Origin of the sequence: Ciceribacter thiooxidans, assembly GCF_014126615.1 — a bacterium.
Lineage (GTDB): Bacteria > Pseudomonadota > Alphaproteobacteria > Rhizobiales > Rhizobiaceae > Allorhizobium > Allorhizobium thiooxidans.
The window spans coordinates 544,886-568,392 of record NZ_CP059896.1 but is presented as its reverse complement, the minus strand read 5'-3'; the positions used below and the strand labels follow the sequence as shown (position 1 = coordinate 568,392).

At 63.8% G+C, this 23,507-nt stretch carries 25 protein-coding genes; 9 read left to right on the top strand and 16 right to left on the bottom strand.

Features of this window, described 5'->3' with window-relative positions; genetic code table 11:
* Window positions 1-68: 68 nt before the first annotated feature.
* On the bottom strand, window positions 69-1,202 hold the full coding sequence (odc2, locus tag H4I97_RS02600) for an ornithine/lysine decarboxylase (protein WP_182306397.1): 1,134 nt from the start codon (window positions 1,200-1,202) through the stop codon (window positions 69-71).
* 558 nt (window positions 1,203-1,760) lie between these two features.
* Here odc2 and H4I97_RS02595 point away from each other — a divergent pair.
* The 3 genes from H4I97_RS02595 (at window position 1,761) to H4I97_RS02585 (ending at window position 4,450) form a co-directional block, all read left to right on the top strand.
* Entirely contained in the window at window positions 1,761-2,654 is an 894-nt protein-coding gene (locus H4I97_RS02595; protein ID WP_182306396.1) for a LysR family transcriptional regulator, read from the top strand.
* 108 nt (window positions 2,655-2,762) lie between these two features.
* Window positions 2,763-3,407: a DUF1007 family protein gene (locus tag H4I97_RS02590; protein ID WP_182306395.1), complete on the top strand. Its 645-nt coding sequence runs from the start codon at window positions 2,763-2,765 to the stop codon at window positions 3,405-3,407.
* Window positions 3,401-4,450, top strand: a complete 1,050-nt coding sequence (locus H4I97_RS02585) for a nickel/cobalt transporter (protein ID WP_182306394.1) — start codon at window positions 3,401-3,403, stop codon at window positions 4,448-4,450. The genes H4I97_RS02590 and H4I97_RS02585 overlap by 7 nt, the downstream gene beginning before the upstream one ends.
* On the opposite strand, the gene H4I97_RS02580 is transcribed toward H4I97_RS02585, so the two are convergent.
* The 4 genes from H4I97_RS02580 to H4I97_RS02565 all read right to left on the bottom strand — a co-directional run bounded on the left by H4I97_RS02580 (window position 4,441) and on the right by H4I97_RS02565 (window position 6,857).
* Entirely contained in the window at window positions 4,441-4,662 is a 222-nt protein-coding gene (locus H4I97_RS02580) for a hypothetical protein (protein ID WP_182306393.1), read from the bottom strand. The two genes, H4I97_RS02585 and H4I97_RS02580, sit on opposite strands and share 10 nt — an antisense overlap.
* Window positions 4,662-5,354, bottom strand: coding sequence for a GNAT family N-acetyltransferase (locus H4I97_RS02575; RefSeq protein ID WP_182306392.1), 693 nt, complete (start codon window positions 5,352-5,354; stop codon window positions 4,662-4,664). Before H4I97_RS02575 ends, H4I97_RS02580 begins: the two co-directional genes overlap by 1 nt.
* A gap of 81 nt (window positions 5,355-5,435) precedes the next feature.
* Window positions 5,436-6,134, bottom strand: coding sequence for a tellurite resistance TerB family protein (locus H4I97_RS02570; RefSeq protein WP_182306391.1), 699 nt, complete (start codon window positions 6,132-6,134; stop codon window positions 5,436-5,438).
* Window positions 6,135-6,218: 84 nt separating this feature from the next.
* Window positions 6,219-6,857 carry a 2-dehydro-3-deoxy-phosphogluconate aldolase gene (locus H4I97_RS02565; protein ID WP_182306390.1) on the bottom strand — a complete coding sequence of 213 codons (639 nt, stop codon included), beginning with the start codon at window positions 6,855-6,857 and terminating at the stop codon, window positions 6,219-6,221.
* Between the two features lie 158 nt (window positions 6,858-7,015).
* Between H4I97_RS02565 and H4I97_RS02560 the strand changes: the two genes are divergently transcribed.
* The 4 genes from H4I97_RS02560 (at window position 7,016) to H4I97_RS02545 (ending at window position 9,623) form a co-directional block, all read left to right on the top strand.
* Window positions 7,016-7,504, top strand: a complete 489-nt coding sequence (locus H4I97_RS02560) for a CYTH domain-containing protein (RefSeq protein WP_182306389.1) — start codon at window positions 7,016-7,018, stop codon at window positions 7,502-7,504.
* Complete coding sequence (locus tag H4I97_RS02555; protein WP_182306388.1) at window positions 7,488-8,396, top strand: CHAD domain-containing protein; 909 nt, start codon at window positions 7,488-7,490, stop codon at window positions 8,394-8,396. The genes H4I97_RS02560 and H4I97_RS02555 overlap by 17 nt, the downstream gene beginning before the upstream one ends.
* Window positions 8,397-8,483: 87 nt before the next feature.
* Window positions 8,484-9,179, top strand: coding sequence for a helix-turn-helix transcriptional regulator (locus H4I97_RS02550; RefSeq protein WP_182306387.1), 696 nt, complete (start codon window positions 8,484-8,486; stop codon window positions 9,177-9,179).
* A 69-nt stretch (window positions 9,180-9,248) separates the two neighbouring features.
* Window positions 9,249-9,623: a VOC family protein gene (locus tag H4I97_RS02545; RefSeq protein WP_182306386.1), complete on the top strand. Its 375-nt coding sequence runs from the start codon at window positions 9,249-9,251 to the stop codon at window positions 9,621-9,623.
* Window positions 9,624-9,702: 79 nt separating this feature from the next.
* On the opposite strand, the gene H4I97_RS02540 is transcribed toward H4I97_RS02545, so the two are convergent.
* The 4 genes from H4I97_RS02540 to H4I97_RS02525 form a co-directional block, all read right to left on the bottom strand.
* Window positions 9,703-10,482, bottom strand: coding sequence for a MetQ/NlpA family ABC transporter substrate-binding protein (locus H4I97_RS02540; protein ID WP_182306385.1), 780 nt, complete (start codon window positions 10,480-10,482; stop codon window positions 9,703-9,705).
* A 35-nt stretch (window positions 10,483-10,517) separates the two neighbouring features.
* Window positions 10,518-11,186: a methionine ABC transporter permease gene (locus tag H4I97_RS02535; RefSeq protein WP_182306384.1), complete on the bottom strand. Its 669-nt coding sequence runs from the start codon at window positions 11,184-11,186 to the stop codon at window positions 10,518-10,520.
* Window positions 11,176-12,216 (bottom strand): methionine ABC transporter ATP-binding protein, encoded by a 1,041-nt coding sequence (locus H4I97_RS02530; protein WP_182307522.1) that lies wholly within the window; start codon window positions 12,214-12,216, stop codon window positions 11,176-11,178. The genes H4I97_RS02535 and H4I97_RS02530 overlap by 11 nt, the downstream gene beginning before the upstream one ends.
* A 397-nt stretch (window positions 12,217-12,613) precedes the next feature.
* Window positions 12,614-13,246, bottom strand: coding sequence for an NAD(P)H-dependent oxidoreductase (locus H4I97_RS02525; protein ID WP_182306383.1), 633 nt, complete (start codon window positions 13,244-13,246; stop codon window positions 12,614-12,616).
* A gap of 160 nt (window positions 13,247-13,406) precedes the next feature.
* Here H4I97_RS02525 and H4I97_RS02520 point away from each other — a divergent pair, with 160 nt between their 5' ends.
* Window positions 13,407-13,805, top strand: a complete 399-nt coding sequence (locus H4I97_RS02520) for a winged helix-turn-helix transcriptional regulator (RefSeq protein ID WP_182306382.1) — start codon at window positions 13,407-13,409, stop codon at window positions 13,803-13,805.
* Window positions 13,806-13,881: 76 nt separating this feature from the next.
* Here the strand turns inward: H4I97_RS02520 and H4I97_RS02515 are convergent, their stop codons facing one another.
* From H4I97_RS02515 to H4I97_RS02485, 7 genes are all read right to left on the bottom strand, one after another.
* Window positions 13,882-14,439 (bottom strand): NADPH-dependent FMN reductase, encoded by a 558-nt coding sequence (locus H4I97_RS02515; protein WP_182306381.1) that lies wholly within the window; start codon window positions 14,437-14,439, stop codon window positions 13,882-13,884.
* Between the two features lie 57 nt (window positions 14,440-14,496).
* A complete protein-coding gene (locus tag H4I97_RS02510; RefSeq protein WP_182306380.1) occupies window positions 14,497-15,870 on the bottom strand; it encodes a GH1 family beta-glucosidase in 1,374 nt (457 codons plus the stop codon).
* Window positions 15,871-16,133: 263 nt separating this feature from the next.
* Complete coding sequence (locus tag H4I97_RS02505) at window positions 16,134-17,306, bottom strand: Gfo/Idh/MocA family protein (RefSeq protein ID WP_182306379.1); 1,173 nt, start codon at window positions 17,304-17,306, stop codon at window positions 16,134-16,136.
* A 179-nt stretch (window positions 17,307-17,485) separates the two neighbouring features.
* Window positions 17,486-18,538: a sugar phosphate isomerase/epimerase family protein gene (locus H4I97_RS02500; RefSeq protein ID WP_182306378.1), complete on the bottom strand. Its 1,053-nt coding sequence runs from the start codon at window positions 18,536-18,538 to the stop codon at window positions 17,486-17,488.
* Between the two features lie 129 nt (window positions 18,539-18,667).
* Window positions 18,668-19,612, bottom strand: a complete 945-nt coding sequence (locus H4I97_RS02495) for a substrate-binding domain-containing protein (RefSeq protein WP_182306377.1) — start codon at window positions 19,610-19,612, stop codon at window positions 18,668-18,670.
* A 66-nt stretch (window positions 19,613-19,678) separates the two neighbouring features.
* Entirely contained in the window at window positions 19,679-20,689 is a 1,011-nt protein-coding gene (locus H4I97_RS02490; RefSeq protein ID WP_182306376.1) for an ABC transporter permease, read from the bottom strand.
* Window positions 20,690-20,759: 70 nt separating this feature from the next.
* The gene (locus tag H4I97_RS02485) at window positions 20,760-22,286 is read right to left on the bottom strand and encodes a sugar ABC transporter ATP-binding protein (RefSeq protein WP_182306375.1); all 1,527 of its coding nucleotides are present in this window, start codon (window positions 22,284-22,286) and stop codon (window positions 20,760-20,762) included.
* 178 nt (window positions 22,287-22,464) lie between these two features.
* Between H4I97_RS02485 and H4I97_RS02480 the strand changes: the two genes are divergently transcribed.
* Window positions 22,465-23,484 carry a LacI family DNA-binding transcriptional regulator gene (locus H4I97_RS02480; protein WP_182306374.1) on the top strand — a complete coding sequence of 340 codons (1,020 nt, stop codon included), beginning with the start codon at window positions 22,465-22,467 and terminating at the stop codon, window positions 23,482-23,484.
* Window positions 23,485-23,507: the final 23 nt, after the last annotated feature.

Below are 23,507 nucleotides of genomic sequence, written 5' to 3'. Positions count from 1 at the left end.
CGTTTCCCATGATCTTTTGTGATTGCCGCGCCGGCGGTGCCGGCGCGGTCGTCGAGTGAGGCTTAGCCTTAGATCACGTAAGACTTCAGCGGTTCGAAGCCGTTGAAGGCAACCGCCGAATAAGTCGTGGTGTAGGCGCCCGTGCCTTCGATCAGAACCTCGTCGCCGATCGTCAGCGAGACCGGCAGCGGATACATGTTCTTCTCATAGAGCACGTCGGCCGAATCGCAGGTGGGGCCGGCGAGCACGCAGGGCTCCATGTCGTCCGCATCGCGCTCGGTGCGGATCGGATAGCGGATCGCCTCGTCCATGGTTTCGGCGAGGCCACCGAACTTGCCTATGTCGAGGAAGACCCAGCGATGCGCATCGTTGTCCGACTTCTTCGAGACGAGCACGACCTCGGCCTTGATCACGCCTGCATTGCCGACCATGCCGCGACCCGGCTCGATGATCGTCTTCGGGATGTGATTGCCGAAGTGCTTCTTCAGTGCTCCGGTGATCGCCAGACCGTAGGCCTCCGCCGACGGAATATCGCGCAGGTACTTGGTCGGGAAACCGCCGCCCATGTTGACCATCTGCAGGTGGATGCCCTGCTTGGCGAGCGAGGCGAACACGCGTTTGGCATCGGCGAGAGCCGAATCCCAGGCGTCGACCTTGGTCATCTGCGAGCCGACGTGGAAGGAAACGCCGTAGGACTCGAGACCGAGCTGGTGCGCGTAGACGAGCACGTCGACCGCCATCTGCGGAACGCAGCCGAACTTGCGGGAAAGCGGCCATTCGGCGCCCTCACCGTCCGTCAGGACGCGGCAGAAGACGCGGGCGCCGGGCGCGGCGCGGGCGACCTTCTCGACTTCCTCGTGGCTGTCGACCGCAAAGAGGCTGATGCCGAGTGCGTGGGCGCGCGCGACGTCACGTTCCTTCTTGATGGTATTGCCGTAGGAAATGCGGTCTGCGGTCGCGCCGGCGTCGAGAGCCATCTGGATCTCGGCGACAGAGGCGCAGTCGAAGCTCGAGCCGAGCCCGGCGAGCAGCGACAGGATTTCCGGAGCCGGATTGGCCTTGACGGCATAGTAGATCGCGCTGTCCGGCAGGGCGTGACGGAACGCGGAATAGTTGTCGCGCACGACGTCGAGATCGACCACGAGGCAGGGACCTTCCGGTCGTCGGGACTTGATGAAGTCGAGGATGCGGGCAGTGGTCATCGGTCTATCCCTTCCATATTCCAAAGAGCCCGGAACCTGCGAAGATTCCGGAAGGACAAAGGGCGACGAGAGAACGCTCGAAACCAGCCGGTGGAAACTCTGGTACCGTACGAACGCTCGACGCGCGAAACGATGGATGAACGCACTCTTGCCTGAGCGCATAAATCCGCTTTGTCTGCCATGGATTGGAGGGGAAACCCTACCGCACTTCCGGCAATGATGGTGTGCCTCTTCAGTACCCCGGCTGATGGAAAGCCGGCAGAGAACCAGAAAGGCCCGCACCGTCGTTGCTTCAAGATGTCCTCGCATTTCCCGGTTGGCCGGAATAGCGACTGGAGGGGTTAGTTCCAGGTACCTTACCGATGACCTCACCTTAGGGATAAATCCCAGTTCGAGGGTCGGCGGACACCCACAGGCACGTGCGACTTTGGGCAAGCGAGGAGATAAGAACATTCGCGGTCATAATCAAGCGTTTTTTGTCTGGTTTCCCGAAAATGAGATTGAACGATCTTGCGCTTATGTTCACAATTCGGCGCAGTTCGCGAAGGAGCCCGGCCCATGGACACCCTGACCCGCATGCGCGCCTTCATCGACGTGGTCGAGGCCGAAGGCTTTTCCGCCGCCGCCCGCAAGACCGGCCGGTCGAAAGCCCTGCTTTCCAAGTATGTCCGTGAACTGGAAGACGAGCTCGGCGCCCTGCTCCTCAATCGTACCACGCGCCAGTTTTCGCTGACCGGCGCAGGCCACACCTATTACCGGACGGCCTCCGACATCCTCAAGGAGATCGACAACCTCGCCGACCTCGTGCGTGAGAACAATGCCGATATCCGTGGCAAGCTGAAGGTCTCGCTGCCGCGCACCTTCATCGACGCCGATGTCGGCCAGTCGCTGATCGACTTCGTCAAGGAGCACCCCGATCTCTCGCTCGAGATCGTCGCCGAGGACCGCTTCGTCGACCTCATAGAGGAAGGGTTCGACCTCGCAATCCGCATTACCAAACTCGACGATTCGGGCCTGATCGCCAGAAAGCTTTCCGATTTCCGCGTCTATGCCTGCGCAACGCCCGCCTTCGTCGAGAAGCACGGGCCGCTCACCCATCCGCAGGACCTGTCGCGAGTGCCCTTCCTGATCGACACGAATTCACGGACCCACAACACGCTTCGCTTCCACGAGCCGAAGGACGGCAGCTTTTCCGTAAACGTCAGCGGTCCGATCGAGGTCAATAGCCCGCAGGCGACGCTCCGGGCCGCGCGCGCCGGGCTCGGTGTCGCGATGATCCCGGATTTCATCGCGAGGCCCTACCTGCAATCGGGAGACCTTGTTTCGCTGTTCGACGACTACCTGCCGTCCGACCGGGGCATCTACGCCGTCTATCCCCATCGTCGCTACCTGCCGGCGAAGGTTCGCGCCTTCGTCGACTATCTCCACGCCTGGTTCCGCAAGAACGCCTGAGGGATATCGGCTGATGCAATGGCGGACAGTCCAACTTCCGTCCCAATTCTGGTAAAGGGAACGGTGACGGATCGCCGAATCCCGTGACGCGAGCAACGACAGGGCATCATGAAGAAGACTTTCACGCCGGCAGCCGCAGCGATCGCCCTCGCCCTGCAGCCGCTACCCGCGTTTGCCCATCCTCACATCTTCGCCGAGGCGAGGCTCGAGGTCGTCGCCGACGCCGGAAACATCACGGAAATCCGCAACGTCTGGCGCTTCGATGACGTGTTCTCATCAAGCGTGCTGCTCGATTTCGACAAGAATACCAATCTGAAGCTCGACCCCGACGAGTTGAAGGAAATCGCCGACACGATCCGCACCTCGACCGGCGACTACGACTATTTCACCTTCGTCACCGACAACGGCAGTCCGGTGAAGTTCGCGACGCCGGAGGTGTTCAACGTCGACTTCAAGGACAATCAGCTCCTCGTGTTCTTCATCGTGAAACCGCAGACCGCGGTGCCGCTCAAGGGCAAGCTCTCCTTCGGCATCTACGACCCGACCTTCTACACCTCGATCGACTTCGCCAAGGACGGAGATCTCGTGACCGAGGGCGACGGTTTCGAGGTCTGCAAGCGGCAGGTCATTCGCCCCGATCCGGACGCGGTGATGGCGCAGAACCAGAACATGATGACGGAAGCCTTCTTCAACAATCCCGGCGGCTCGGACATGGGCAAGCTGTTCGCAACCCGCCTCGACGTATCATGCTGAGCGCCGGCCGCGGCCGATATGCCGCCCTCTCTGTCTTGCTCGTCTTCTTTACGGCGTCGGCGGCCCTTGCAGGCTCACCACTCGGCATCGGCACGGCCGAACCGTCGTTCCCCACCACCGGCATGTTCGGCGGATTTCTCGGCTGGGTGAACGAGCACCAGCAGGCCTTCTACCGTGCGCTGACCGGATCGCTGAAGGCGATGCGGGAAGACCCGAGTCGCCTTGCCACACTCGTCGGGCTTTCCTTTGCCTATGGCGTGTTCCATGCCGCCGGCCCGGGGCACGGCAAAGCGGTGATCTCGTCCTATATGATCGCCAACGAAACCGAGCTGAAGCGCGGCGTCGGCATCTCCTTCGTCTCCTCGGCGCTGCAAGCGCTGGTGGCAATCGCTGTCGTCGGGGTCGCCTATCTCGTCCTCAGGGGCACGGGGATCACGCTGACGAACGCGACCGACGCGATGGAACTCGCGAGCTACGGGCTCATCATCGCCTTCGGCCTCTGGCTTCTCGTGCGCAAGCTGCGGTCGATTTTCACCGCCCAGCCGGCGAGCGCATCGCTGTTTGCCGGTGCCGCTTCGGCTCCGGGATCGCACACCACGACGGGCCTTCGTTTCGTAGCCATTTCCGTCGAGCACAGCCATTCGGACCTTGCACCGGGTGCCGTCTGCCCCGACTGCGGCATGAGCCATATCGCCGATCCACGGCTGCTGTCGGCAAAAGAGTTCCGGTTAAGGGAGGCTTGGTCGGCGATCGTCGCCGTCGGCCTGCGCCCGTGTTCCGGCGCCCTGCTGGTGATGACCTTCTCGATCCTGAACGGGCTTTATCTCGGCGGCGTGCTCTCGGTCTTCGCCATGGCCCTCGGGACAGCGATCACCGTCTCCCTCCTCGCGACGCTTGCCGTCTCGGCGAAGACGGTCGCGGTTCGTCTCTTCGGCCCCGGATCTCCGGCCGCTCGAAAGGTGTCGAGCGCCATCGAGATCGGCGGCGCTCTTCTCGTCATCGTGATGGGCGTGGTGCTGCTTGCGGCGACGCTTCAGTCCTGATCGCCGCGGCGGCGCTGGTAGCGCGCGCGCAGCCAGAAGATCAGAAAGAAGGACAGGATCACCAGCGTGCCGAGGGCGGCCGCCAGCACCGGCGAGTAACCGCCGACCCACAGCACGACCTTCGGCATGACGAGGAGTGCGATACCGATCCCAAGCAGGATAACAAAGGCGGCGATCGCCGAAGAACGGGTTTCCTTGTCGCTTCCAGCCATCAGGCCACCGCCCTTGCCAGCTCGGCGCGGATGTCTTCGAGTTTCCGCTTCTGCCGGCCTTCGGCGTCGAAATTATCCGGGGCAAGCCAGGCTTCGAACGCCGCCTTCACCAGCGGCCAGTCGCCGTCGATGATCGAGAACCAGGCGGTGTCGCGGTTCTTGCCCTTCGAAAGCATGTGCTGGCGGAACACGCCCTCGAAGGTGAAGCCGTAACGGCGCGCGGTCGTCTTGCTCGCCTCGTTCTCGTTGTGGCACTTCCACTCGTAGCGGCGGTAGCCGAGATCGTCGAAGACGTGCTTCGCCATCAGGTAATGAGCCTCGGTTGCAAGCGGCGTGCGGCTCATCGCCGGACCATGAGCGACGCCCCCCACCTCGACGACACCGTTGGCCGGGTCGGCGCGCATGTAGTTCGCCATGCCGACGATCTTGCCCGACGCATTGTCCCGGAAGACATGGGTGAGCCAGCCACCCTTGGTGCGGGCATTGTCGAGCCAGCTCTCGAAGTCGGCGATGCTGCCGAAGTCCGGCTGGGTGAAATAGGTGAGCAGCGGATTGATGCCCATCCCGCCGAGGCCGTCCCAAAGGGCCTGGAGGTGCTTGTCCCTGTCATAAGGTTCGACCGTCACAAAACGGCCTTCGAGCCTTACCGGCGACGGTGCCGGACAGCCTTTGAATGTCGATAGATCGCGCATGCCTGCCTCACGGAATGTTCCGGCAAAGCAGTAGGCCAGCCGCCCGGCAAAGGCAACCGGCCATCCGAATGCATTGCGATCTCAGACGGTGGCGCCGGCAACCGTCGCCTCGATATGGTCGACCAGTCCGTCGGCGAGGCCGAGTCGTCCGGCGAGCATGTCGAGATAGCCGCGTTCGGCCCGGCTGTCCGGATCGATCGCAAGCCGCGACGCCGTAAAGAGCTCCACTTTCTGGGCTTCGGTCTTTGCCGCCGCCACCAGCGCCTCGACATCCGTCGGCCGGGCGAGTTCCTCGGCGATGAAGGCCTCGGCCTCCGCGTCGAGCGCGGAGGAGTGGATCTTGTCGAGGATACGGGCGCGTTCGGCGTCGTCGATATGGCCGTCAGCCTTGGCGGCCGCGATCATCGCCCGGACCAGCGTCAACGCGAAATCGTTCCCGACCGCTGCAGCGTCGGCACTGAACGGCGAATCCGCCGGCGGAGGAAGAAGAACGGGCTCGGAGGCGGCGGGCTGCGTCTGCGGCGTCTTGCCGGCCTGATAGTTCTTGTAGGCCTGATAACCGAGGCCGGCGATGGCGGCGATGCCGCCGATGGTCGCGACATTGCCGGCGAGCTTGCGTCCCGTCTTGGTGCCGAGAACGGCGGCGAGGATCGCGCCGGTCGCAAGCGGATTGTCCTTGGCGAGCTGGGCGATGCCGCCCGCCTTTTCCTTCACCGTTCCCGTGGTTCCGGGAACCTGTGAACCGAGGAATTGGTCCAGAAGCTTCTTCGCGTCGAACATCGCCATCTCCGTGTTGTGCATTCGCTCAACGCTACATAGGTAGCCGATCGCGACAATACAAAGACGGCGACATCGACTGACGGATCAGCCCTTCAGGGCAGCGGCCTCCGAGGCAAGCCTGGTGATGCCCGCCCAGTCGCCGGCGGCGACCAGCTCTTTCGGCGCCACCCACGAGCCGCCGACGCAGACGACGTTCGGCAGCGAAAGGTAATCACGCGCGTTCTTGAGCGAGATGCCACCGGTGGGGCAGAAGAGCGTGCCGGCAAGCGGCGATGACAGAGCCTTGAGGTAGGCGGCTCCACCGGCCTGCTCGGCCGGGAAGAACTTCAGCACCTGATAGCCTTCCTCGCGGAGCTGCATGACTTCGCTCGCGGTCGCAGCACCGGGAAGCAGCGGGATATCCGACGAGCGCGCGGCGTGGATGAGTTCGCGCGTCGTGCCGGGGCTGACGATGAACTGCGAACCGGCCTCGACGGCCGCCTCGAAATGCGCAGGATTGAGGATCGTCCCGGCGCCGACCACCGCACCCTCGACCTCGGCCGCCACGCGGCGCACGGCTTCCAGCGCGGCATCGGTCCGCATGGTGATCTCGATCGCCTTCAGTCCGCCGGCAACCAATGCCCGCGCGAGCGGCACGGCCGTCGCCGCATCCTCGACGATCAGCACCGGCACCACCGGCTGCAATTTCAGGGTCGAAAGAAGCTTTTCGGTTTTGGCGCCCATGGTCCGGCTCCCTTTCTTAAAACGATTGAAATTGACAGACGGATATAGCGACGGGCCCGCCTTGTCGAGACAAATGCGCGCGTTCGCGTCGCCGCTGTTTGACGCATTCCAGACTTCCTGTACGGTAACCCCGCAGGACGGCAACCGGAACGGGGTCGATGGCCAAGGAGATAGAGCGGAAGTTCCTCGTGGCAAACGACGATTGGCGGGCGTTCGTGACATCCGCGACGCCGATGCGTCAGGCCTATGTCGTCCTCATGCATGACCGCTCCGTGCGCGTGCGGACGAAGAACGGCACCACGGCCCAGCTGACGGTCAAGATCGGCCAGAACTCGCTCGTCCGCGACGAATTCGAATACCCCATCGCGCTCGACGACGCTGAAGAAATGATCGCGCTCGCCGTCGGCAACGTCATCGAGAAGGTGCGTTACACCGTCGAGCATCACGGCTTCGTCTGGGAGATCGACGTCTACGAAGGTGCGTATCAGGGACTGGTGATCGCCGAGGTGGAACTGCGGGAGGAAAGCGACGCCCCGTCCCTGCCCCACTGGATCGGGCGGGAAGTGACGGGCGACCGGCGCTATTCCAATCAGGCGCTGGCGACCGAGAAGCTGCAGCAGGACGTGCTTTATGGCCTACCGAATTAGGCCGGATTGTCCCTTCACCAGGGAGTTGCGCAAGACGGCCGCCGGGGAACTCGAGCGGGCAATCGCGCTCATTACGGAGCAACCCGAAGGCCTGCACGAAGCCATCCATCAAGCCCGGCGGAAGCTGAAGCGCGCACGCGCGCTCTACCGCCTGGTGGCCGCCGACGCGAAGAGTTTCCAGAAACGGGAGAACGCTCGGCTGCGGGACATCGCCCATGCGCTGTCGCTGGCGCGGGACGCAACCGCGCTGATCGAAACCGCCGCCTATCTCGAAGACCATGCACTCAACGCGGAGGAGCGGGAGGCACTCGCCCATGCCCGGACGGCGCTCACGGCGCGCAGGGATGCCATGGCCGCAAACGAAACGGACTTGCCGCAGAAGGCCAGCGCCGCCGTCGAGGCATGCCGGGAGGCAGTCCGGGCGCTCGACGAACTCTCCTTCGACGACAGCCGGCAGACGACGGCAAAGCGCATCGCCAAAGGATGGCGGAGCAATCTTTCACGCGCGAAGGAAGCCGTCGCGGCCTGCCGAACGGATGCCCACGAAGAAGTCTTCCACGAGCTGCGCAAATGTGCGCAAGACTATTCCATGCATCTCGCGCTTCTGCGCGATCTCTGGCCCTCGGCGATGACGGCCAAGCTTGCCGAGGCAAAGGCGCTGGTCACCGTTCTCGGTCACGAACACGATCTGGCGCTTCTCGTCGCCCTTCTCGACCGGGAGCCCGATGTCCTGAATGGCGGTGCCGAACTCGCGCATCTTCTCGGCGCCGTGATCCGCCAGCAACAGGCGCTCCGGCGAGAGGCGCTGGAGATCGCCGAACACCTCTTTGCCGACCCTCCGAAGGCCGAAGCCGGCATCATCGAGACACTCTGGCTCAAGGCCGGCCGCTGAGCCGGGCCTCTCCTCCGGCTCACGGACTGGTCAAATGTGCAGCGTTGCCCTATTCCTGCTGACAAAATCTGCCAGCATGGGACACTGATGACCCGTTCCGAACGCCTCCTGCAACTGCTTCAGGTTCTGCGTCAGCATCGCCGGCCAGTGAGCGGGCGCGTGCTTGCGGAAACGCTCGGCATATCGCTGCGCACGCTCTACCGCGACATCGCCTCGTTGCAGGCGCAGGGCGCCGACATCGAGGGGGAAGCCGGCGTCGGCTACATGCTACGCCCCGGCTACATGCTGCCGCCGCTGATGTTCTCACCGGAGGAGATCGAGGCGCTCGTCCTCGGTTTCCGCTGGGTGGCGAGCCGCGGCGACGGCGGGCTCAACGATGCCGCGCACAACGCCCTTGCCAAGATCGAAGCCGTACTCCCGGCCGATCTCCGGCAGCACCTCTCGACCTCCGGCCTGCTGGTCGGGCCCGGCGGCAAGACGGATGACGGCATTGTCGACGTCGCACAGGTACGGCAGGCGATCCGGGCCGAGCACAAGCTACGGATCGGTTATCGCGACGCCGACGGCAGTTCGACCGAGCGGGACATCTGGCCGATCGCGCTCGGCTATTTCGACAGCCAGCGGATTATCGTCGCCTGGTGCGAGATGCGGGACGGCTTCCGCCACTTCCGAACGGACCGGCTGACCGCACTTGAGAACCTCGCCGTACGTTATCCGAAACGGAGGCTTCAGCTGGTCCGTGAGTGGCGGCAGTTGCAGGGAATAAGCCCGCCTCCGTTCTGATACTGACAAAAATTGGCAGCAGGCTCCCGTAAGGTACGGTCATTCCAAACGATCAAAGGAGAAACGGAAATGACCGCACGAGCCTATGCCCTCCTCTATGTCGCCGACCCGATGAAAAGCGCGGACTTCTACGGTCGCCTCTTCGGCAAGGCGCCCTTCGAGGCGCACCCGACCTTCGTCAGCTTCGAAATCAACGAGGGTCTGATGCTCGGCCTCTGGTCGACATCGAGCACCGACATATCCTCGCCGACATCGCCCGGCGGCAGCGAGGTTGGCCTCGTCGTCGCAACACCCGCGGATGTCGACCGCCGCTTCGAAGAATGGAAGCGCGCCGGTGCGACGATCCTCAGGGAACCGGCGGACATGGTGTTCGGCCGCACCTTCCTTGCCGCCGATCCGGACGGCCATCGCCTCAGGGTGTTTAATGAAAGCGACGCAGGCTGACGACGCAACCGCCGCGTGCTGAAATGAAAACCCCCTCCGTGAGGAGGGGGCTCCGTCATCTGCCGATCGTGGGGAAGGATCAGAACGCCGGGATGAGGGCGCCCTTGAATTCGTCGTTGATGAAGGCCTTGACGCTGTCGTCGTGGTAGGACTCGACCAGCGTCTTGACCCAGGGTGCGTCCTTGTCGGCCGTGCGCACAGCGATCACGTTGGCATAGGGCGAGTTCTCACCTTCGATGGCGATCGCATCCTTCTTCGGATGCAGGCCTGCTTCCATCGCATAGTTGGTGTTGATCACCGCGGCGTCGACGTCATCCAGCGAACGCGGCAGCTGCGCCGCGTCGAGCTCGGCGAACTGGATGTTCTTCGGGTTCTCGGTGACGTCGGCCGGGCCGACCTTCAGGCCCTTGGCCGCATCGACCTTGATCAGGCCCTTCGAGGCGAGCACGAGCAGCGCGCGGCCCCCGTTGGTCGGATCGTTCGGAATGGCGACGGTCGCACCGTCCTGCAGTTCGTCGAGGCTCTTCACCTTTTTGGAATAGACGCCCATCGGGGTGGTGATGGTCGTGCCGACGCTGACGATGTCGAAGCCACGGTCGGCAATCTGGTTGTCGAGATAGGGCTGATGCTGGAACGAGTTGGCGTTGAGATCGCCGTCGGCGAGCGCCTGATTCGGCACGACATAGTCGGAGAACTCGACGATGTCGATGTTGAGCCCCTTCTTCGCTGCGATCTCCTTGACCTTTTCCATGATCTGGGCGTGCTCGCCGGCGGTCACGCCGACCTTGATGTCTTCGGCAAACGCCGAACCGGCGGAAAACAGAGCTGCGATAGCGGCAGCGACGATCAGTTTCCTCATTGTCTTTTCTCCTTGGGTTTCCTGAAAGGCAGGTTTCAGTTCTTTCGGCTGCGTTTGTCGAAGCGCCGGGCGAGCGCATCGCCGGCGCTCTGCACGGCCTGCACGAGCAGGATGAGCACGACGACAACGGCGAGCATCACCTCGGGCATGAAGCGCTGGTAGCCATACCGGATGCCGAGATCGCCGAGCCCGCCGCCACCGACCGCGCCGACCATGGCGGAATAGCCGATGAGGCTGACGACAGTCAGTGTCAGAGCAAGCGTGATCCCGGGCTTGGCCTCGGCCAACAGCACCTTGACGACGATCTGGAAAGGCGTCGCGCCCATTGCACGCGCCGCCTCGATCAGCCCCTTGTCGACCTCACGGATCGCCGCCTCGATCAGGCGGGCGATGAACGGAACGGTCGAGATCGTCAGAGGGACGATCGCCGCGATTGTTCCGATCGAGGTGCCTGTGATGAACCGCGTCAGGGGAATGATCGCAACGACGAGGATGATGAAGGGCGTCGAGCGCAGCGCATTGACGACCAGTCCGACGATGCGGTTGGTGAGGGGCGCCTCGAAGAGTTCGCCTTTGCCGCTCGTCGCGAGAAAGATCCCCATCGGCAGGCCGACGAGCGTGCCGATGAAACCGGCGGCAGCGACCATCTGCAATGTCTGCAGCAGCGCCTTGAGGAGAAGGCCGGCGAGCATATCAGGCGCCATAGCCGAGCACCTCCGTGGTAAGGCCGGTTTCGCCGTAGAAACGCCCTGCGCGCTCCAGCGTCGCGGCATCGGCCGGATAGGAAACGACGAGCGAGCCGAACGGTTCGCCGGCAATCTCGTCGATCGCACCGGCAAGTATATTGAGGTCCGCGCCGATCTCGGCGGCGAGCCGCGCGGTCAGCGGCTGGAACGCCGTCTCTCCGAAGAAGATCAGCCGCACGAAGGCCCGGTCGCCCGGGCTCGGCGCGCTTGCGAGGTCGCTGCCGATCCACTCCGGCAGTTTCACGCCGACGGCGGCCGAAAGCAGTGCGCGCGTGGTCTCGTGCTGCGGCCGGGTGAAGACGTCGAAGGTGCGCCCCTGTTCGACGATAAGGCCCTGGTCGATCACCGCGACGTCGGAGGTGATGGTCTTCACGACCTCCATTTCATGGGTAATCAGCAGAACGGTAAGACCGAGTTCCCGGTTGATCCGCTTCAGGAGGTCGAGGATCGATTGCGTGGTCTCGGGATCGAGTGCCGACGTCGCCTCGTCAGAGAGCAGGAGCTTCGGCTCCGTTGCGAGCGCCCGTGCGATCCCGACCCGTTGCTTCTGCCCGCCGGACAGCTCGGCCGGATAGCGTCTCGCCTTGTCGCCGAGGCCGACGAGATCCATGAGTGGCCCGACCTTCGCTTCGATGGTTCGGGCGTCGATGCCGGCGATTTCGAGCGGCAGCGCGATGTTGTCACGCACGGTCCGCGAGGACAGCAGGTTGAAGTGCTGGAAGATCATGCCGATCTGCCGCCGGAGCGATCGCAGGCCCGCCTCGTCGAGCGTGCCGACATCAACCCCGTCGACCGCCACGCGACCGGTGGAGGGTGTCTCCAACCCGTTCACCAACCGGATCAGTGTCGACTTGCCCGCCCCGGACCGGCCGATGATGCCCGTGATCGAACCACGCGCCACGGCAAAGTCCACCCCGGCGAGCGCGGAGAACGCCGGACGGCCGGAGCTGCCGCCAAATCGCTTGGTGACGCCTTCGAACGTCACCATCGGCTGCGCTGCGGCCCCCGGGAGATGTGCGACGGTCGTCATCACGCGCCCTCCGGCACGAGCGAGATCCCGCTGCTTCTTCTGTTCATGAAATTTCTCTTCGGTAGAGGGCCGCAAATGGGCCACGGATGGGTGTTCTCTCGGTGCTTACCGCGAGCAACACATTCGACGCATGGGACGCCGGTCTACCATTCCCTACCATTCCCTTTCAAACCCGCGGCCTGCATAGGTGCCATGCATCCGCGAACGATGGCCTCTTATCGCACCATCGTACCGGCTTGCCGAGCGAAGTTATTTCCCTCTCCGGCCTTACGGCGCAAAATATGACCAAACGTCACGGTGCAGCCGGGTGAGTTCAGGCGCGCCGCCTTGGGAGGATACGGCGCGCCTTCGTCGTTCAGGCAACGACGCTGATGAAGCTGTCCTTCGGGCGGCGGACCTTCTTCAGATTCACCAGCCAGTCGCTCTCGGATTCGCGGTAGCCGAGCGGCATGATCGTCACCGAACGAAGGCCGCGCTCGCGCAGGCTGAGGATTTCGTCGAGCTTGTCCGGCTCGAAGCCTTCCATCGGCGTCGCATCGACACCCTCGAAGGCGGCCGCCGTCAGGGCAAGGCCGAAACCGATATAGGCCTGCCGGGCGGCATGCTGGAAGTTCACTTCCGGATCGCGCTGCGGGTAGCTGTTGAGCAGCATCTCACGGTAGTTTTCCCAGCCCTCGTTCCTGAAGCCGCGCTCCTCATTGACGAGGTCGAACATCTGGTTGATCCGTTCGGGCGTATAGTTGTCCCAGGCGGCGAACACGAGCAGGTGCGAACCGTCGGTGACCTGTGCCTGGTTCCAGGCCACCTCGCGGATGCGCGCACGCACCTCGGGATTGGTGACCACGATCACTTCATAGGGCTGGAGGCCGCTGGACGTCGGCGCCAGCCGTGCCGCTTCGAGTATCCGCTCGACCTTGTCGTCCGGGACGACCCTGGTCGGGTCCATCTTCTTGGTCGCGTAGCGCCAGTTGAGCTTGTCGAGGAGCATGAGAGTACCTTTCTGGTCTGGTGATTTCCGAAGCGCCAGCCATGCTGACAAGGCACCTTCTGAAACCTGGTAACAAAACGTAACCAGACCTAAATATGTAACTCTGCACGAGACACAAGAAGGCACATGCGTTATACCAAGTCACATGGAGGTAAGTGTGATGTGTTCGAGCTTTGACCCAGGCAAGTGTCCGACCGTCAGCGAAATGCTGTCACGGCTCGGCGATAAGTGGACCGTTCTCATCATCATGGTGCTCAGAAACGGACCGCAGCGCTTCAGCGACATCAAGCGCACGGTCGTCGGCGTATCGCAGCGCATGCTGACGCTGACCCTGCGCGCGCTTGAGCGTGACGGTATGGTGCGTCGAACCGTCTATGCGACAGTGCCTCCACGGGTGGAATACGAACTGACCGAACTCGGCCAGTCCTTTTCCGAACCGATCCAGGCGTTCGGCGGCTGGGTCTTCGAGAACTACAACCAGATCCACACCGCCCGTGCCGCGTTCGACGCGCGCAGCGAGGCGGAACGCGGTAACGACAAGTTGATCAAGATCGGCTGAACGAGGTTCGCCGCCCGGCCTCGAGGCTTCCCGTCGAGCGGGCTCCTTCAAAGGCAGCGACCTCAATGCCCTCGCGCTATCGTGACACTGGCTGCACGGGGACCACGCCTGCAAAACGCACGAGGGCTGCGCGAATGGCATCTTCCGTCTCCTGCCGGCGGAGAATAGCCCCGACTTCGTCCTCCGATTTGCCGAGCAACGGCACGCGCAGGAAGGTCTCAGGCCTCAAATCGGTCCCTATCGTCTTCAGCACTTCGGTCAGCGCCTCCAGCGCGAAATCGCCCCGATGCGAAGCATGCACGAGCATGACGGGCTTGCCGGGAATTTCGAACCGCGACACCAGCCAGTCAAGGGCGTTCTTCAGGCCTCCCGGAATGCCGTGCGCATATTCCGGCGCGCTGACGATCAGGCCGTCTGCCGTCGCGATCTCTCGCGCAATGGCCAGCACCGGCTCCGGCGTCAGATCGCCTTCGAGATCGGGATTGAAGATCGGCAGCACGCCGATCAGTCCGGAGATTTCGACCTCCACGCCGTGCGGGGCAAGTCGCCTGATCGTTTCGAGCAGCGCGCGGTTGGTGGAGCGTGTCCGCAAGGAACCGCAGAGCGCGTAGAGGCGTTTGGCCGGGACCGACATGTGGGCGTGCCTTATCAGGAGAATCGGAACGCCATCATCTCACGCCGGCCGGCCGTGTCACCCCGCCTTGAAGTTGCCCTTCGGAAACTGCGAGGCGAGCGCGCTGTACCATTTGCCGCTCTTCTTGACGACGCGTTCCTGGGTCTCGTAATCGACATAGACGAGGCCGAAGCGCATCCGATAGCCTTCCGCCCATTCGAAATTGTCCATCAGGCTCCAGGCGAAATAGCCGCGCATTGGAAAGCCTTCCTTGATCAGATCGGCGACGACGCCGAGGTGCTCGGCGTAGTAGTCGAGGCGCGGCTGGTCGTCGATCTCGCCGTTCTGCGGACCCATGTTGTAGCAGGCGCCGTTTTCGGTGATGTAGCAGGCGGGCAGGTCGTAGCGGTCGTAGAGGCCGGTGACCAGCGACTTCAGCGCCGGTGCATAGACCTCCCAGCCGATATCGGTCTTGACCTTCGAAACCGGCGGCGCACCGGCGGTCGCCGGAAACTCCGCGCCGGGCGCAGGATCGGCGGCGACCCGCATCGGCGTGTAGTAGTTGAGCCCCCACCAGTCGAGGCTCTGGCCGATCACCTCCATGTCGCCATCCTCGATCACCGGCATGCGACTACCCAGCGCCTCCATGAACTCATCGGGATAGGCGCCATTGAAAACCGGATCGAAGAAGACGCCGTTGTGGAACTGGAAGGCACGCTCCGCGGCGGCTTCGTCGACCTCGCTGCCGGAGGCAGGGATGACGGCATGGGCATTGATGACGATGCCGGCCGGCACCTGCGGTGCCATCTGCCGGATCGCGTCGATGCCGAGTCCGTGGGCAAGGTTCGTATAGTGAAGCGCATGCAGCGCCGCATCCATGTTTCTCTCACCGGGCGCATGCACGCCGTAGAGGTGGGAAAGCCAGACCGAGCACCAGGGCTCATTGAAGGTCGCCACGGCATCGAGCCGGTCGCCGAGCCGCGCCATGACGGTCTTGGCGTAGCGGTGGAAGGCATCCGCCGTCGAGCGTGCCGTCCAGCCGCCGTCACCCATCAGAGCCAGCGGCAGATCCCAGTGGTAGAGGGTCGCAAAGGCCTTGATGCCTCGCGCCTTCAGTCCGTCGAGCAGCTTGTCGTAGAAGTCGAGACCCTTCTCGTTGACGCGGCCCGTACCCTCCGGGATGATCCGCGGCCAGGCGATCGAGAAGCGGTAGGCGGAGACGCCCATCTCCTGGATGAGGTCGAGGTCCTGTTCCCAACGGTGGTAATGGTCGCAGGCGACGTCGCCGTTCTGCCTCTGGTAGACGCGTCCCGGCATATTGGAAAACGCGTCCCAGATGGACGGCTTGCGCCCGTCCTCCTTCGTCGCCCCCTCGATCTGGAAAGAGGCTGTAGCAACCCCGAAAACGAAATCGCCGGGGAACCGCTCGGCAAGCTTCTTCGGATCGATCATGGAAAACACCCCGTCGCTGTGGATCGCAACACGCGAGGCCGGAAGGGATGGCGCACGGCCCGCGCGAAAACATCGAAAGCGGTTTAAACCAATCCGCAACAGGGAAAAAGACCACCGGACGAAAAAACTGCAACGTTGCAGTTGAACGACACCCTCCCCTTGAGGGGGAGGGTCGGACCGCAGGTCCGGGGTGGGGTGAACACATCGACAGGGGTCACCCCCACCCGCCGCTTCGCGGCGGCCTCCCCCAAGGAGGAGGTAGGTTACACCTTCACCCAGGACCCGTTCTGCTTCGACGAAGCGATGCAGGCCTCGACGAAGGCGACGCCCTTCACACCGTCATCGATGGTCGGATAGACGACGGCAGGATCGACGGCCGTCCCGGAACGGGCCGCCGTGATGGCGGCGGCGGCCTCCGAGTAGATCGTCGCGAAAGCTTCGAGATAGCCTTCCGGATGGCCGCTCGGAATGCGGGTGACGCGCGCGGCGGCCGCACCGGCGCCGGCGCCGGCACGGGTGATCAGCTGCTTCGGCTCGCCGAGCCGGGTGAACCAGAGATAGTTCGGATCGGCCTGCGTCCACTCGACGCCGCCCCGGCTGCCGTAGACCCGCAGTTTCAGCCCATTCTCGTGGCCGGTCGCCACCTGGCTGCACCAGAGCATGCCCTTGGCGCCACCCTTGAAACGCAGCATGACATGGGCGTTGTCATCGAGCTTGCGCCCGGCGACGAAGGTGTGGACGTCGGCGCAAAGTTCATCGAGCTCCAGACCCGAGACGAAGCAGCCGAGATTGTAGGCATGCGTACCGATGTCGCCGGTGGAGCCGCCCGCCCCCGATTGCTTCGGGTCGGTGCGCCACGCCGCCTGCTTCTGGCCGGTCTGCTCGATCGGTTCGGCGAGCCAGTCCTGCGGATACTCCATCTGCACGACGCGGATTTCGCCGAGTTCACCGTTGAGTGCGAGTTCGCGCGCGTGGCGAACCATCGGATAGCCGGTGTAGTTGTGGTTGAGGATGAAGAGCGCCTTGCTCGCCTCCGCCACCGCCTTCAGCTTCTTCGCATCCTCCAGGTTGGAGGTGAGCGGCTTGTCGCAGATGACGTGGATGCCGCGCTCGAGGAAAGCCTTGGCGGCCGGATAGTGCACATGGTTCGGCGTAACGATCGACACGGCCTCGATGCCGTCCGGTCTTGCCGCTTCCTTCTCCGCCATCTCCTCGAAGGAACCGTAGCAGCGCGCCGGATCGAGACCGAGTTCGCGGCCGGAGGCCAAAGATCTCTCCGGCGTCGAGGAGAGCGCGCCGGCGACGAGATCGAAATGATCGTCGAGACGGGCGGCCATCCGGTGCACCCCTCCGATGAAGGCGCCCTGCCCGCCCCCGACCATGCCAAGCCTGATCTTCGCCGTCCGCAGTCCCTCGTCCTTGCCTTCGATTGCCATGGTGTTGTTCTCCTTGAAATGAGTGGAAGCCCCCTCTGGCTGCCGCCATCTCCCCCACAAGGGGGAGAGCGATCGCCGCCATGGTCCCGCTCGCAGTGGTAAAGTCACCGTAGAGCTCAAACGTTGGCAGCAAAGCCCCTCCCCCTTGTGGGGAGGGGTTGGGGAGGGGAATAAGCGTGTTATAGCCCCAGCATCCGGCGGTTAGCCGCCTCGTCGGTGCCGCCGGAGGCGAAATCGTCGAAGGCCTTCTCCGTCACGCGGATGATATGATGCTTGACGAATTCGGCGCCTTCCCGCGCGCCGTCTTCCGGATGCTTCAGCGCGCATTCCCATTCGACAACCGCCCAGCCGTCGAAATCGTTCGCCGCCATCTTCGAGAAGATCGCACCGAAATCGACCTGGCCGTCGCCGAGCGACCGGAAGCGGCCGGCGCGCTCGACCCAGCCCTGATAGCCGCCATAGACGCCCTGCCGGCCAGTCGGGTTGAACTCCGCGTCCTTGACGTGGAACATCTTGATCCGGTCCTTGTAGATGTCGATGTTGTCCAGATAGTCGAGGCATTGCAGCACATAGTGCGACGGGTCGTAGAGCATGTTGGCGCGGGGATGGTTCTTCACCCGCTCGAGGAACATCTCGAAGGTCACCCCATCATGCAGGTCTTCGCCGGGGTGAATTTCATAACATATGTCGACGCCCTGCTCCTCGGCGTAGTCGAGGATCGGCAGCCAGCGCCTGGCGAGTTCCTCGAAAGCGGTTTCGACGAGCCCGGCCGGCCGCTGCGGCCACGGATAGACAAACGGCCAGGCGAGCGCGCCGGAAAAGGTCGCGTGGGCCTTGATGCCGAGATTTCGGGAGGCCTTCAGCGCATACTTGACCTGCTGCACCGCCCATTCTTGCCGCGCCTTTGGATTGCCGCGCACTTCCGGCGCCGCGAACCCGTCGAAAGCCTCGTCATAGGCCGGATGCACGGCGACCAGCTGACCCTGCAGATGGGTGGAAAGCTCGGTCACCTCGACGCCGTTCTGCCGCGCGACACCGGCAAACTCCTCGCAATAGTCCTTGGATTCGGCGGCTTTTTTCGGATCGATCAGCTGTCCCGCCCAGCTCGGGACCTGCACGCCGGCATAGCCCTTCTCGGCGGCCCATTTCGTGATTCCGTCCCAGGAATTGAAAGGTGCCGCATCGCCGGCAAACTGCCCGAGAAAGATGCCGGGCCCCTTGATCGTCTTCATGAATGCTCCTCCACATCTGCAACGTTGCCGTTAACAATTACAGCATAATACGCCGGAGACAACCGGCTAGATTTCGCGATTGGCCCGCCCGGAATGTCCGGGCAGGCGCAGTCTCGTTCGCGCCCGTGATCAGAACGGAGAGTCCGGGAAGTAGTAGTTCTTCGCATTGTCCGATGTGATCAGCGTCGCGTCCAGCGTATAGGTGCCGTGGACTGGAACCTGGTCGTAGATGGCAGCGGCCGTCAGTTCCATCGCCGTACCGACCATCGCCGGCGGGTAGAGCACGTCGACCGGGATCATCTTGTCGCCATCCATGACCTTCTTGATCATGTCCTTCGAACCGGCACCGGCGACGACATACTGGATGTCGGTACGCTTGGCCTGCTCGATCGCCTGCAGCACGCCGACGGCCATGTCGTCGTCCTGGCACCAGACGACATCGATCTTCGGATACTTGGTCAGGTAATCCTGCATGACCTTGAAGGCGTCGTCGCGGTTCCAGTTGCCGAACTGCCGATCGAGGATCTTGACGTTGGAGCCCTTGATGCCTTCGTCGAAACCGTCCTGGCGCTGCTGGTCGATCGGGATCGGCAGGCCGCGGATGACGACGACTTCCGCGTCAGGCGTGTTCTTGGCGATGTACTCGCCGGCGACGCGGCCGAGCGCCGGGTTGTTGCCGGCGACGTAGAGATCACGGACGGTGGCGTCGTTGACCGATGGAGCGCGGTCGACGATCGAGACGAACGTGCCTTTGCCCTTCACTTCCTTGATCGCGTTGACGAGCGGATCGGGATCGGTCGGCAGGATCACCAGCGCGTCGATCCCCTGCGTTTCGAGATCCTGCAGGGCATTCGCCTGGCTCGCCGGATCGGGCGAGGTCTTGACGATGACGTTGAGGCCGGGGTGCTCCTTCATCAGAAGCTCGGCCACACGGTTCGCGTGGTAGACGACGCCCGCGGTCCAGCCGTGGTCGGCCGCCGGAATGGAAACGCCGATCGTCTTTGCATCCTGGGCGTGGGCGGCGCCGAACATCGCCGTCATGGCGACGGCAAGGCCCAAGAGTCTCTTGTGCATGTCTTTCCTCCCGATAGTCACTGGGGTGTCGGTTTGCGAGCGGGCCACCCCTTCAGCCCGACCCTTTCACGGTCTGCGCGTCAGCGAGCGCTGGACGAGCATCGCGATGATGATGATCGCACCCTGGATGGCCCCGATCAGGTATTCGCTGATGAAGTTGGAGAGCAGCATGATGTTGCCCACCAGTTCGAGGATGAAGGCGCCGCAGATGGTGCCCCAGACGCGCCCGACGCCGCCCTTCAGCGCCGTGCCGCCGATGACGACGGCGGTAATCGCCTGGAGTTCCCAGAGAATGCCGGTGGTCGCCGACGTCGAGCCGAGGCGCGGCACGTAGAGCAGCACGGCGATCGCCACGCAGATGCCCTGGATGACGAAGGCGAGCGTCCGCACCCTGTCGACGCCGATGCCGGAATAGCGCGCCACCTCGCGGTTCGAGCCGACGGCGACGACGTGCCGGCCATAGCGCGTGCGGTAGAGGATGAAGGCAGCGATCGCCGTGACCGCCAGAATGACGAGGATCGGAACCGGCATCCCGAGGACCGAGCCGAAATAGGCCGGCCGGTACATTTCCTGGATTTCCGGCGAACGCAGCGTGATCGCACCGCCCTGCGACAGCCAGGTGGTGAGGCCCCGATAGATGCCCATCGTGCCGAGCGTCGCGATGAAAGGTTCGATGCGGCCGACCGTGGTTATGAGGCCGTTCGCCAGCCCGCAGAGCGCTCCGATGACGACGGCGAGCGCAACGGCGGCGGCAAGCAGCAGCGACGGATCGGCGATCGCCCCGGAATTCAGGAAGAGGATCATCAGGCTCGCCACGAAGGCCACCATCGAACCGACGGACAGGTCGAGGTCGCCCGACGAGATCACGAAGGTCGCTCCGACCGCTATGATCGCGATAAAGGCGCTGCGCGTCGCGACATTCGCGAGATTGTTGATGCCGATGAAATTCGGATTGACCAGTGCGCCGACGACCAGCAGCAGGGCCAGCGCAGCAAACGGCGCGACCGCCCTCAGATCGAGGCTCTTGCGTCCCTTGCGGACGGAGGCGGCTGCTCCGCCCTGTTCACTCGTCGACATCGTCACCCTCGTCCTCCCCGACCGGCGCATCCGCGGCCGGCATTTCCGTTCCTCTCGGCGCCTGAACTCGTCAGCCCGCCAGTTTCCGCTTCAGACCGGCGGCGTAGCGCATGATCACCTGTTCGGAGACCTCCTCGCCTTCCAGCATTCCGACGATCCGCCCTTCGCGCATCACCGCGACGCGGGTGCAGAGCCCGATCACCTCCTGCATCTCCGAGGAGACGACGACGATCGAGCGCCCCTCGCGGGCGAGCGCGGCGATGAAATGATAGATCTGCTGCTTGGTCCCGACGTCGATGCCGCGCGTCGGCTCGTCGATGATGATGACGTCTGGCTCCGTCTCCATGATCTTGGCGAGAAGCAGCTTCTGCTGGTTGCCGCCGGACATCCGTCCGACCATGATGTGATCGTCACGCACACGGATGTCGAAGCGGCGGCGCGCACGCGCGAGCGCGTCGGCCTCGCTCGACGGGTCGAGATAGCCGTGCCGGACATGTCGGTCGAGCGATTGCAGCGTGAGATTGGTCGCCATGCCCTCGCCGAGCAGCAGGCCCCTGCCCTTGCGATCCTTGGTCATGTAGGCGAGGCCGTTCGCTTTCGCCGATGGGAAATCGCCCGAGCCGATCGCTTGCCCCTTGAGCACGACCTCGCCCGACAGACGCGGCCTGAGGCCTGCGACTGCCTCCATGAGTTCGGTGCGGCCGGAGCCGATCAGCCCGGAGAAGCCGAGCACCTCACCCTTGCGCAGGTCGAAGCTCGCATCCTTCACATATCCGGTGGTGAGCGAACGCACCGAGAGCATGACCTCCTCGTCCACATCCGGCTCGTGCTTGGCGGGATAGAGGCTCGCGAGCTCGCGCCCGACCATCAGTTGCGCCATCGACTCGGCATCGAGCAGCGATGTCGGCGCCGTCTTGATCCACTGGCCGTCGCGCAACACCGTCACCCGATCGGTCAGTTCGATGACCTCGTCCAGCTTGTGGGAAATGAAAACGAAGCTCGTGCCCTTGGCGCGGAGCTTTCGCACCTGATCGAAGAGAATGTCGGTCTCCTCGCGAGAGAGAACCGCCGTCGGCTCGTCCATGAAGACGACCCGCGCGTCGCGGCTGATCGCCTTGGCGATCTCCACCATCTGCTTGTCGGCGACCGAGAGCGACGAAATCGGCGCGTCTTCGTCGATCGACGAACCGAGAATGTCGAGGACGCGTCGCGTCTCCTCGCGCATGAACCGGCGGTCGAGCACGCCGAAGCGGGCTACCTCGCGACCGAGGAACAGACTCTCCGTGACGCTGAGATGCTCGGCGAGATTAAATTCCTGGTGGATGAGCACAATGCCGAGCGCCTCGGCCCGACCGTTCGAAGGAAGAGTGACCGGCTGCCCGTCGAGAAGAATCTGGCCCGAGCTCGCCTGCTCGAAGCCCGTCAGGATTTTCGCGAGCGTCGACTTGCCCGCCCCGTTCTCGCCGATCAGCGCATGGACCTCGCCCGGTAGCACGTCGAAATCGACGCTGAAGAGCACCTGCACCTCGCCGAAGATCTTCGAGATACGCTCAGCGGCAAGCACCGGCACGGCAGCGCCGCCCTCATGGCTGTTCATGCTGTCCTCCCCGCGGCTCCTCGACCGCTTATCTTGCCTTGTGTAAACCTTTACACTCGCCATGTAAAGGTTTACATCATTCGAAATGTGGGGATGACCACCACCTGGCCGGCTTTCGCCGCCGAGGCGCCGGCGATAATGTCGCGAGCGATTCCGGAAGGATAAGGGGGCTCCGCCCGTGTCGAACATCACGCCCGCAACGATCGAGGACGTCGCGCGTCTCGCCGAAGTCTCGATCGCGACCGTCAGCCGGGCGATCCACACGCCGGAGAAGGTCGCCAAATCGACCCGCCAACGGGTCAACCAGGCGATTGCGATCACCGGCTACACGACGAACGCCATGGCCCGGTCGTTGCGCATGGGCCGCTCCAACATGATCCTGGTGCTGGCGCCGGACATCGGCGACCCGAACTTTTCGAGCATTCTGGTGGGGCTGGAAAACGAGGCGCGCGCGCATGGCTACGGCGTGCTGATCGGCCACACCCAGAACGATCCCGAACGCGGGCTCGAATACCTGAAATTCCTGAGTTCCGGGCAGGCGGCCGGCCTCGTGCTCTTCACCGGCCACGAACCCTTCGGCCATCAGGCGCTCGGCCAGCGGCTGCCGCCGACCGTCGCCGTGTTCGAACCGGTTTTCGGCGCCAGAACCTCGTATGTCGGCGTGGATGACGTGGCCGGCGCCCGCAAGGCCGCCGAATACCTGCTCTCGGCCGGCCATCGCTCGATCGCCTTCATCGGAGATTCGAAGACGCGCCTCGGCCAGGCCCGCCGTCGCGAGGGCTACGATTTCGCGCTCAACGCGGCGCGCATTCCGGCCGACAAGCGGATCATCGTCGAGGGCGACGGCACGACGGAAAGCGGCCGCCTCGGCCTCGAACAGCTCTTCATGCGCGACACGCTGCCGACGGCCTTCATGTGCGTCAACGACGCGACCGCCGTCGGCGTTATGAACGGGCTCGCCGCCCGCGGCTACGACTTGCCGCGCGACTTCTCCGTCATCGGCTTCGACGACGTCCCGCAGGCCACCTACCTGAACCCGGCACTCACCACGATCCGCCAGCCGCGCACGGCAATCGGCCGGCAGGCGATGGCCCTACTCCTCGAAACGCTCGCCACGCCGCTTTCCGAGCCGAAGGAAATCCTGATCATGCCGGACCTCGTCGTCCGCGGGTCGGTCACGGCACCGGCGAGGCGGTGACTGGGAGCAGGCCGGCGTCGATA